Origin of the sequence: Kribbella sindirgiensis, assembly GCF_004331435.1 — a bacterium.
GTDB classification, from domain to species: domain Bacteria; phylum Actinomycetota; class Actinomycetes; order Propionibacteriales; family Kribbellaceae; genus Kribbella; species Kribbella sindirgiensis.
In genome coordinates this window covers 74244-84517 of sequence record NZ_SJKA01000022.1, presented here as the reverse complement: position 1 = coordinate 84517, position 10274 = coordinate 74244, and the positions used below count along the sequence as shown (strand labels likewise).

At 66.8% G+C, this 10274-nt stretch carries 12 protein-coding genes; all 12 read right to left on the bottom strand.

Going from position 1 to position 10274, the window contains the following annotated elements:
- Positions 1–52: 52 nt before the first annotated feature.
- Complete coding sequence (locus E0H50_RS37685; protein ID WP_131295900.1) at positions 53–790, bottom strand: phage tail tube protein; 738 nt, start codon at positions 788–790, stop codon at positions 53–55.
- A gap of 82 nt (positions 791–872) precedes the next feature.
- Positions 873–1343 (bottom strand): hypothetical protein, encoded by a 471-nt coding sequence (locus E0H50_RS37680; RefSeq protein ID WP_202868513.1) that lies wholly within the window; start codon positions 1341–1343, stop codon positions 873–875.
- On the bottom strand, positions 1340–1687 hold the full coding sequence (locus E0H50_RS37675; RefSeq protein ID WP_131295898.1) for a DUF5403 family protein: 348 nt from the start codon (positions 1685–1687) through the stop codon (positions 1340–1342). The genes E0H50_RS37680 and E0H50_RS37675 overlap by 4 nt, the downstream gene beginning before the upstream one ends.
- Positions 1680–2027, bottom strand: coding sequence for a hypothetical protein (locus E0H50_RS37670; protein ID WP_202868512.1), 348 nt, complete (start codon positions 2025–2027; stop codon positions 1680–1682). The genes E0H50_RS37675 and E0H50_RS37670 overlap by 8 nt, the downstream gene beginning before the upstream one ends.
- Positions 2024–2488 carry a hypothetical protein gene (locus tag E0H50_RS37665; RefSeq protein ID WP_131295896.1) on the bottom strand — a complete coding sequence of 155 codons (465 nt, stop codon included), beginning with the start codon at positions 2486–2488 and terminating at the stop codon, positions 2024–2026. Before E0H50_RS37665 ends, E0H50_RS37670 begins: the two co-directional genes overlap by 4 nt.
- 60 nt (positions 2489–2548) lie before the next feature.
- Complete coding sequence (locus tag E0H50_RS37660) at positions 2549–3700, bottom strand: hypothetical protein (protein ID WP_202868511.1); 1152 nt, start codon at positions 3698–3700, stop codon at positions 2549–2551.
- A gap of 74 nt (positions 3701–3774) precedes the next feature.
- Complete coding sequence (locus E0H50_RS37655; RefSeq protein WP_131295894.1) at positions 3775–4329, bottom strand: hypothetical protein; 555 nt, start codon at positions 4327–4329, stop codon at positions 3775–3777.
- A gap of 2 nt (positions 4330–4331) precedes the next feature.
- A complete protein-coding gene (locus E0H50_RS37650) occupies positions 4332–5321 on the bottom strand; it encodes a VG15 protein (RefSeq protein ID WP_131295892.1) in 990 nt (329 codons plus the stop codon).
- On the bottom strand, positions 5318–6790 hold the full coding sequence (locus E0H50_RS37645; protein ID WP_202868510.1) for a phage portal protein: 1473 nt from the start codon (positions 6788–6790) through the stop codon (positions 5318–5320). Before E0H50_RS37645 ends, E0H50_RS37650 begins: the two co-directional genes overlap by 4 nt.
- 13 nt (positions 6791–6803) lie before the next feature.
- Positions 6804–8447: a terminase gene (locus tag E0H50_RS37640; protein ID WP_131295890.1), complete on the bottom strand. Its 1644-nt coding sequence runs from the start codon at positions 8445–8447 to the stop codon at positions 6804–6806.
- A gap of 18 nt (positions 8448–8465) precedes the next feature.
- Positions 8466–9830 carry a glycerophosphodiester phosphodiesterase gene (locus tag E0H50_RS37635; protein ID WP_131295888.1) on the bottom strand — a complete coding sequence of 455 codons (1365 nt, stop codon included), beginning with the start codon at positions 9828–9830 and terminating at the stop codon, positions 8466–8468.
- A complete protein-coding gene (locus E0H50_RS37630; RefSeq protein ID WP_131295887.1) occupies positions 9827–10270 on the bottom strand; it encodes a phage terminase small subunit in 444 nt (147 codons plus the stop codon). The genes E0H50_RS37635 and E0H50_RS37630 overlap by 4 nt, the downstream gene beginning before the upstream one ends.
- Positions 10271–10274: the final 4 nt, after the last annotated feature.

Below are 10274 nucleotides of genomic sequence, written 5' to 3'. Positions count from 1 at the left end.
CCGGGTCCGCTACGCAGTGCGGGCGAGGGGTGTTCAGTTGGGCTCAGCCGGATCAGGCCGGGCCGGACTCCCACGAGTCGCTGTCCCAGTGGGCCTTCGTGCCGTCCGAGAGGGTGACGTACTGACCTGTGGTCCAGGCGGTGGTCGGGCTCGCGGTGACGCCGGTCATCGCGGCCAGGTTCACCGGGGCGTAGGCGCCGGCCGGAGTGAACGTGCCGGGGATGCCTGCGGTCGCGCCCGTGGCGACGATGCCGAGCGGGGTGACCGCGTAGGTGTACGCGTTCGCGCCCAGCTGGAGCGGCTTCACGCCCAGGGGCAGGCCGGCGAGGGACTCGGTGTCCGCCAGGGACATGTCGTCGGCGCGGTAGATCTCGGCCTTCGGAGCCCAGAACGCGAAGACGTTCTCTCCGTCGACGAACACCGCCAGGAACGCGGCCTCGGTCGGGACCGGGTTGTTCGGGACACCGATCATCCCGTTGGCCAGCGTCGGCGCGTTTGCGCCGTAGAACAGCCGCAGGCCGTTCGCGTCGAACTGCTGGAGCGTGAACGCCAGCGTCTCGGTCCGTGCGGAGTACTTGGTCCGCAGGGTCCGGTTCTGGAGGGTGCCGAGGACGGTGGCCTCGCCGCCTTCCGAGCTGATCGAGAGGATGTCCTCGAGCGAGGTGTGGCCGACATTGCTCCAGCCACCCACCTCCGGGTTCAGGAGGTCGGCCGGCAGCTCCGAGCCGACGACGTTGGTGTAGTAGTTGCCAGCCCCGACAGTGAGGGTGGCCTGATCGATAAGAGGCACGAGTGCCATCTCCTTTGTTCGGGCAAGACGAAAGCCCCCGGCTCATTGCCGAGGGCTTGTCTCTGGGTGGGTTTGGGGAGGGCTAGCGCAGCCAGCGCTTGATCTCGATGTCGTACAAGGTCTCGTAGCGCCAGGTGCCGGTCGGAAGGTCGGCGTACTGCACAGGGCCGGTGGCCGTTGCCCAGTCCGTCACTCGCCGCGGAGCGGAGGCCATCTTCACCTTGGTGATGTGGCCCCGGCTCGGCACGACGACGTTGACCGAGTCCCGCAGTACGACGCGGACAGCCTCCGCGAGGAGGGCTGCATCCTCGTCCCCGTTGGGATCCGAGCAGAACGTGTGGACCGTGACCCGAGCCGCATCGAGGAAGCGCTCGTCGCCGTTCCAGTCGCCGAAGTTGCCCGAGCGTCGAGCGATCACCAGCGGGAAGGTCTGCGCCTCACGGATCAGCGACTGGACCTGGATGCCGGGAAGCCGGCCAGGGAGGAGGTCGAGGAGCAGGTCTTCGACCGGGCTCATCTCGACGAGTGCGAGGATCTCGGGCGGGAGGCTCACTTGCGCTTCCTCCGCTTCTTCAGGTGGGCCGCGCGGTGGAGGATGTAGAGACCTTCCATGCCGCCGACCAGTTCGCCGTCTTCGTTCTCGTGGGGCTCACGACCGAACTCGATGGAGAGCGCCGCGAGCTGGCCGCGTTCGTCCGACAGGACGACGTAGTGGTCAACGTCGCCGACCTCGACATCGATCTGGGCGTCGCCGTCGTGGTGGTGCTCGGCGAGCAGGGCCTCGGCCTTGCCGGCGACTTCTAGAGTCACCTCGGCTAGGCCCTCCTGCACGCCAGGCTCGACGGCCAGCGCCTTCTCGAACTTCATCCCGTTGAACCCGCGGAAGACCTCAGCCATGGTTCGGACGCTCCCGGATGTCGATGGACCAGTGCCGCACGTGCCGGCTCGATCCGTGGTGGTAGGCCGGGGGAGTGACCACGTCGTAGGGCTTGCCCTTGAACACGACGCGGGACCACAGCTCGACGCCTTCCAGGTTGGCCTGGACGCCGAGTCGGATGATGTTGATCTTCTGCTGACCGGGTACTTCGGCCTTGGCGCTCCGCTGCGGGATCTCCCACGCCTTGACGATCCAAGGGTTCGCTTCGTCGGCGACCTTCACCTCGTTGCCTCGGTTGTCCGTGATGGTGATGGTGCGCCAGATCGTGGCCTTCTGGCCGCGGCGCCGCTGATGACTCACCAGGGCTCTACCGGGTCGGAGAAGTACGGGAAGGGCGCCTCGCCCGGACCGCACGGCACGTAGCCGACATCGCAGTTGGCGTCGCGCCTCGGCCCGGTGGTGAAGTCGGCGACATACAGCTTCGAGGATCCGGAGATCTTCTTCAGCATGCCGATCTCGCGGTCGGTGAAGTGCGGCGTGCCGGCGTCCTCGCCGTCCGTGTTGCTCCAGGCCACTGTCTCGTCGCCTGCGCGTGACTGGCTGAAGCCGTCCGGGTTCTTCATGTAGCGCACCGCGGCTCGCAGGACGAGCCTGCATACCTGCGGGGGCGTGACGAGCGGCGTCTTCCACGACTCGCTGCCGTAGTGCCGCGCCTCGTCGCTCAGGTACTCCAGTGCGCCGAGGGCGTCGCGCTCCTCGTCCTCATCCATCTGGAAGGGGAGTCGGTCGCGCAGCTCCTCGATGGCAGCCAAGGGCTCCATGGCGGGCTCCTATCTACTGGAGGGGGAGGGGCGAGGTCTTCGGCCTCGCCCCTCGCTTGATCACGCCTCGTTCTTGGCCTTGCTGCGCCGGTTGGTCGGGGTCGCACCCTCGGTGCCCACGACCGCTGTGCCGTCAGCGTGGTCCTCGGTCGAAGCCGGGACCGTGGCCGCGTCAGCCGAAGCGGTGGCGTTGCTGGCCGCCCAGATGCCGGTGATGTTGCCCAGCTCGGTCGCCTTCTCGTCGTCGCCGTCCGGGTCCGGCAGCACCTCGGTGCCGTCGAGCACGAGCTTGAAGGCGCGGACGAAGTGCTCGTAGTTGGACACGAACGCCTGGTTCTCCGCGTCGACGCCGACCAGGGTGTCCACGACCTCCCGGAAGCCGGGGTAGGTGTTGACCAGCGAACGGTCGCGGGTCTTCTCCATGTCGTAGTCGCGGATCCAGCGCAGCGCCACGCCCTCGTAGGACGCCGCGGCGCCGAAGCCGACCGACTGCGGGACGCTCGGAGCGCCCGACGCGAAGATGAACGCCGAGGAGACCATCGCGATGGCCGTGGTCGGCGGCAGCTCCAGCACCTTGATGAAGGTGAAGCCGTAGCGGTCCGCCAGGATCGCCCGGCGCAGCGCGCTCTCGGCGTCGGACTCGCCGACCTGCGCGGCGTTGCCGAAGACCTTGTCGTCGTCGAGCAGCGCGGCCTCCACGTCGGAGCCCAGGAGCATGATCCGCTGCTCGTCCGGGACCATAAGGCGGTCCATGACGTTGCGGGCCTTGATCAGGCTGGTGCGCAGCTTGGTCGAGTCCAGCTTCAGGGTGATCTCGTACGGCGCGTTCAGCACCTTGTTGACCGCACCCCGCTCGAGACCCCGGCCCACGGCCTTGGTCTGCGCGGCCATCAGCTTGGTCCAGCCGTCGAGGTCGAAGTCGTTCTGCTCGTCGGTCAGGCGAACGGCCGAGTAGATGTCGTCGCCGAAGGTCACGGCGACCTTCCGCTCCTTGTACTCGTCGAACTGGATGCTCGCCGAGCGGTCGTTCCGCCAGCCGTAGCTCCGGTACGGGAGGACGCCCGGCACCTTGACGGTGATCGTGTCGCCCTCGGCGCCCTTGTACTGCTCGATGCCCTCACGGTGCATCACAGCGGGAAGGACCAGGTTCTGCTCCAGGGAGACAGCCGCAACGGCGGCGATCTTCTCCGGCTTGACTACTTCGTGTGCCATTGGTGGGTGCCTCCATGTGGGCATGAGAAAGCCCCCGGCCTGTGGCTAGGACGGGGGCTTCGGTTGGGGGTGGATCAGGCGAAGCGGTTGGTGCGGTTCCGCTTGACGGTGGCGACCGGGTCGAACTCGCCCTTGTCCTCGTCGGGATCGAGGCCGCCGCCGAGGTTCTCGGGCGCAGGCCTGCCGGCGAATCTCGCCAGCTTCTTCGCGTGCGCGTCCATCTCCTCGGGGGTGTCGCCCTTCACCAGCTCAGCGAGCTCGTCGGGCAGTTTGTGCTTCCGTGCCACCTTCGCGACATCGCGCTCGCGTGCCAGTTCGGCGTTCGCCTTGGTCAGCTCGGCCACGGCTGCCGTGAACTCCTCGGGAGTCTTGGCGTCCGTGAACTTCGCTTCCAGCTCGCGGAACTTGGTCCGCCAGTTGGCCGCGTCGGCGTTGGCCTTGGTCAGCTTCTTGCGCAGCACCTCGGGCGGAACCTCGTCGGACTCCTCGTCCTCGGTCTCGTCCGTGGTCTCCTCGGCGTCGGTCTCTTCCGCGGTCTCGTCGGTGCTCTCGTCCGTGGTCTCTTCGACCTCGGTCTCGTCAGTCTGGTCGGTGTCTGCCCCGACCGGGTTGCCGTTGGGCTTGGGCACGGTCACGCCTCCTGGACGCTCGTAGATGAGGGCCGCGCCTCCTGGGCGTCGGCCTGTTGCTTGCGAATGAAGGCCCGCCATGCAGAGAGGGCGGCCTTCCCGGAGAGTCCGCGCGTGACCTGAGGCCACAGCTCCGAGTACTCCCGGTTGAGTGCGAACATGTCTGACTGGTCGTACTGCTCGTCACTGAAGACCGGCATCACGTCGCACTTACAGTTGTCGTGGTAGAGATCGCCTTCGGCGTACTTCGCACTCTTCTCCGAGCGATACACGGCTCCGCGGCTGATGAGCATTGCGCACCAGCCGCAGGGGGTTCCGGTCGTCGAGAAGCGCACGTACCCGACAGCTCGTTTGTCCTTGGCCGCAAGGGTCCAAGTGGTGGAGCGGGCACCGTTGAGCACGAGACGTTCGACCGCAGCTGCTTGCCGCCGTCCCGACTTCTGGTGCGCCTCCGTGCGCTGCTTGTCGACCTTCTCGGCAGCCTCTTCGAGATCCAGTTCAGCCAGACGCCTGGTCAGGCTGCTAGGACCGAGGGCGTCGAGCACGACCTGCGCTTCCTCCTGCGCGTCCCGCTCCAGGCGGTCCAGCTCTGTGGAGGTAACGGTGATCGGCTCGACCGGGATGGTCGTTGCCTCGGGCACGGATGAGATGTTGATGTCGATGCCGGCCAGTTGCTCGAACTCGGCTTCCAGATCCCCGATGGTCACCGGGGACTCCGAGCTCGTGCCGGGCCGGGCGATGGTATGGCCGGTGCGCAGTGCGCGCGTCAGCCGGTACTTGGCGATGGTCAGGGCGCGTGCGCGCTGTCGTCGCAACGCGATGTAGCGAAGCAGCCTCAACAGCCATGGGCCGCTCCTGGCGGCCCCGGCCGTGGGGATGTCTTGCCACATCGCGAGTGCGTCTTCCTGGGCCTTCAGGCCGTACCGGATCAGCGCGGTGTGGTACGCCAGCTCGACCGCATCGGCTTCGTGCTGGCGAGCTGGCGTCGTCACGGCAGTGCGCCAACGAACGTTGGCGCCGGCTCAGGGCCGAAGTCCTGTCCGCTGGAGGAGCTGAGCCGTTGGGAGAGCTCGAGCTCGGGCTGCTCCTCGGAGGCGACCTGCTCCCAGTAGGCGATCTCGCCTGCCGTGGCGCCAGGGACGCGCGGCCACAAGCCGCGGCCAGGAATGCCGAGCTGCTCCTTCAGCTTGCCGAGTGCGTCGGCAGCCTGGGCGAGCGACCGCTGCTCCATGTCGCGCCAGATGACCTCGCCGGCCATGTCCTCGGCGGCGTCGGTGTTGTCCGACAGCTCGCCGGCCAGGCGGAAGACGCGCTCCCAAGCCTCGCCGAAGGCGTGCCGGAACATCTCGACATGCCGGGCCAGGGAGGTCTCTGCGGCAAGCAGAGCCTCGGCCGACAGATTGGCAATCTGCCCGAGCAAGTGGTGAGGCGGAACCTGACCGAGCGCCGAGAAGTGCTGGAAGGCGAGCTTGATCGCCTCGATGTAGCCCTCGAGCGGCGTCTCGTCGAGCGTCCCGAACTTCACGTCCGAGTCCTCGCCGAACAGCACCCGCTTGGCGCTGATGTTGATCGGCAGTGGAACGGGGTTGCCGTTCTCGTCGACGATGGGCTCGCCGGTCTCGGGGTCGCGCTTCAGCGGGGGAGCCATGCCGGTGATCGTCCGGACCTTGAACGAGCCGTAGGTCTGGGCGATCAGCAGGTCGAAGATCGTCTGGTTGATCCGATTCTGGAGCGGGATCATCGGCTCGATGACGCCGACCGTTCGACCGTCCAGGTCGATGGCCGCAGCGAAGCGGGTGACCGGACACTCCGAGGCGCCATGCCGGCCAACCTCGGTCAGCGAGGCCGACTTCGGATCGCCGAGCGACTTGAACTCGACCTTGTACTCGGAGTCCCCGTCCCAGAGCCGACCCTGGCCCATCTCGATCTTCTCAGGGTCGTCGGCGTTCCGCGGCCAGCGCGTGACGGTGAAAGCGGCGTACGGCGTCTCGTCGTTCGCCGGATCCTCGAACAGCGCCGAGGTTCGCAGGGCCGACAGGCCCTTCGTGATGACCTTTCCGGAGTCAAGCTTCTCGGTGACGGTGAAGCTGTGACCGAAGTCGAGGGCGCCTCGGTAGATCGCGCCCTGGCGGGCGTCGAGCCGCGAGTTCTGCCAGTGCTCCATCTGGAAGCCACGCGCCTGCGGGGCTGCGGGGTTGAAGCTCGAGCCGGAGGAGTAGCCGGCGCGGTAGTCGTCCACGTACATCGCCTGGACTGGCGTATTCACCAGCAGAGGCATGACGTTCGTGATCGCCCGCTTCCACAGCTCCTTGTACTCGCGGTCTGCGTTGCTCGGCTTGTACGGGTCTTCGTGCGTGCCCCGCCGATAACGGTCGATCCGCTCCAGGCGGTGCTCGCGATCGTGGTGCAGCACGAGCATCAGTTGCTTCAGCACGTCGCGCGGCGAGATGTCTTCGGCCACTGGGCACCGCCTTTCACATGAAGTAGCCGCGCCCTGTCCGCTGCTTCACCTTCTTCCCGCGCGTACGCAGGTCGTAGAGGCATTCGTGAGCGAGCATCAGCGCGGCGTAGAGGTCGACCTTGAGGGGGGATTCGCGGCTCTCCTTGCCGAAGGAGATGCCGAAGTTGTTGGAGCGTCGACGGGCATTGAGCGCGTGGCGCCTCATCGAGAGGTCGCCGTCGAACCGGAGCTTGGCGTCGAAGATCGCGCGGAGCAGACGCTCGTGCGCGTAGGTGATGCGCTTCAGGGAAGACCGCATGTCCCAGGCGATGGCGTTGCGGCCCTCGGACTTGACCGAGAGCTGTTCGCTGTAGTCGTTCGCCCAGTCGGAGATGTAGGACTCCCAGAGCGCCACGTCGGCGTAGAAGCCCTTCACGTCGTACACGCGGAACATGTCGCGCACCGCGCTGTCGACCTGCTCCTTGTTGACCTCCCAATGCTCGCCCTCGGGGCCGTCTGGCTTGAACCAGTGGCCGAGCTTGAACACCGCGAGGTCGGAGATCCGGATGCAGACGAGCGCCGTGTCGTCGTCGGTCTTACCGCCGTCGAAGCCGGCCACGATCGCGTCGCCTGGCAGGAGCACCAGCTCGAAGTCCTCGATCTCGCGGATCTGCTCCGGGCCATACAGCGCGTCGCTGTCGGCGACGATCTGGTTGAGCCACATTCGGCGCGAGCGCGCCGGGGAGATCTGCGTGTTGAGGACCGACTTGATGATCCCCTTGACCTTCAGCCAGATCGCGTCTCCCCGGATCTTGGGGATCACGATCTCGAGCGCCTCGGGCGTCAGCGGGGTCTTGGGGTGTGCCTCGATCGAGTCGTAGAGCACGCCCACGTCGGTGGCGCGACCCTCTTGCACCTTGTCGTACGCCTCGCGCATCCGCTCGGCCACGGAGTCTTCGCCGGGCAGGAAGGCGTTAGTGATGCAGAGGTAGCGGTTGTCGCCCTTGGTGGCGTTACCGTCGATCGTCTCGAACATCTGGTGGCCGTTGTTGCCGGACACCCAGTGCTGCGTCTCATTGAGTACGACGAACGTCGTCCGACCGCCCTCGAGCGCACGGAACGAGCTGGTGACGGCCTCGAGGTGGATCCGGCCGTTCAGTCCGCGGATCAGTTCGGAGCCCGGCTTGATGCCGTACGTCTCCTTGAAGTGATCCGTCATCAGCGACGGGATCATGCGCATGGTGTTGCGCGTCTGGGACTGGTTGACCGCGGTGACCTGCACCCAGGCTTCCGGGTGCGCAACACCAACAGGGTTGCCGTTCTCGTCCCAGTGGGAGAAGCGGCTCGGGCCGGCGAACTCGACGAGCGCGAGCACCGCGAGCAATGGGTCCTTGCCCCAGCCCTTCAGGCGCTGGAGGACTCCGGTGCGGTAGATGAACTCGCCGTCCTCGTCGACCGCGTACCACCACAGCACGAAGCGCATCTGCTCCGGCGTGAACTTCCATCGGCCGCCGCCCTTGGCGCGCAGGTACTCAGCGCACCAGCCGGCGATCTGCCAGCCGAGCGTGTGCGTCGGCAGGAACCACGAGCCGTCAGCGTGCCGGCGCCACGTCGGGCCGAGGTAGGTCGGCTCGAGGGCCTCGATCTCTTCTGTGGTGAGGGGGTTCTTCGCCGCCAAGGCGAGTCACCCCCCTCCTCAGTAAGTGACCTTCACGTTGCGGAAGTGCGCGACTGCATTCACGTCGGTCGTGTTGCCACCGACCAGATGGAAGTAGCCGCCTCGGCGGGTGGTGTCGGAGACGGTGATGGTCTTCGGCACGTCGAGCCGGCTGACGGTGATCCCCGTCGTGGTGACGTTCACGCTGTAGGACATCCACACGCCAGCGACCGGGTTGGCCGGATCGGGCGTGCCGTTGTTGGCCGTACCGATCGAGGTGCCGGAGCCGACGCCTGACGTGTGGGTGTAGAGCTGAAGGTCGCCGTCGTCGCGGATCAGCACGTGATAGCCGTCGCCGGTCGGCGTCTGACCGAAGCGGTAGATGTCGTCGGTCGTCCTGCCGAAGGCGATGCCGGCGTGCAGGGAGGCCGCGGGGATCGTGTCCCACTTCATGTCGAAGAAGATGGTGTAGCCGTTCGCCGGCAGAGGGCACAGGGCGCCCATCACCGCCGAGCGGTTCGGCGCCGTAGTGAAGTAGACGCCATTGCCGCTGTCGAACCTCAGCGCCTGGTTCACGGTGTTGTCGATGCCGAGCGAACCGGGCGGCTTGACCCCCAGCTCGAAGTGAGCGTCCTTGAGCAGCGGCGTCGAGCTGGTCACGTACGAGTAGCCCGAGGTCATCATGCCCTGAACGCCGAGCGCAGCAAGTTCGTCGCGCCGGCTGCGGCGGTGGACCTCCCAGACGATGATCGGCTTGACCACCGGACGAGCCCTGACCGCGGCGATCTGAGCATTCGTGGTCGAGCTCGGATCCACGTCCGGGATGCCCCAGTACGTGACGTTGGCCTCGGCTGCATCCATCTGCGCCGAGGTGGTCGTCGAGTCGAGGTACGCCCAGGTCCGGAAGCCGTTGCTCTGAGCCCAGGCGAGGCCGCTGGAGGCGTTGACGTGCGACTTGTAGACGACGCTCTCGGTGGCGCCGGGGAGATCCTGGAGGAGCTTCTGGAGAGGTGCCGTGGCGTCGGTCGTCTTCGGTTCGATGAACAGGACGACGCGCCCGTAGAACTCTTCCAGCACCTTCGACAGGAGAGGGATCTCGAGGTTGGCCCAGCCGGGGCCGAGGAGGTCTTGCCCCTTCACCGGGATCTTGTTCTTGAGCTGCGCGTAGGTGTAGTCACTCACGGCGCCGGCCACCCCTCCCGTCATGCGGGCGAGGGTCGTGTCGTGGTAGCAAACCAGTACGCCGTCAGCGGTTCGCTGGACGGACAGCTCAAGAGCCTTGGCTCCGACGCTCACCGCGTAGCGATACGCCTCGAGGGTGTGCTCCGGGGCTTCGTCACCCGAGCCCCTGTGGGCGATGTAGAACGGCGTCTTGGAGAACAGGTCCGAGATGGTCGCGCTCACTCGCTCACCTCGCTGGGGGCCACCTTCAGCATGGCCTTGTACTCGTCGATGGCGGTCACGCTGGCTGCCTGCGTCTCGGGCTCCGGCTCGTGGAGCTCGATGCGGACGCGACGGCGATCCCCCTCGGTGATGAGGAGGCGCTCGAACGCGGAGTAGATCGTCTGGAGCATCTGCCCGCTGCGCTTACCCGACTTCTTGTAGTGCGAGAGGTCGTCGCAGAGCGAGTAGAGCATCGCCCAGTCGGAGTTCTGGTAGAAGTCGACCTGGCCGGAGGTCTTCACGCCGTCCCACAGCTTGCGGGCGATCGGATGCCAGTCCTTATCGGCGTGGGGCACCACGGTCTCGCGGAGCACGCCCTTGGTGACGGACTGCTGGTCGCCGCCCTTGCGCTCGCGTGGGCGAGCAAGGTCGGACTCACGGTTGGGAACCGGACCGGGCAACGGG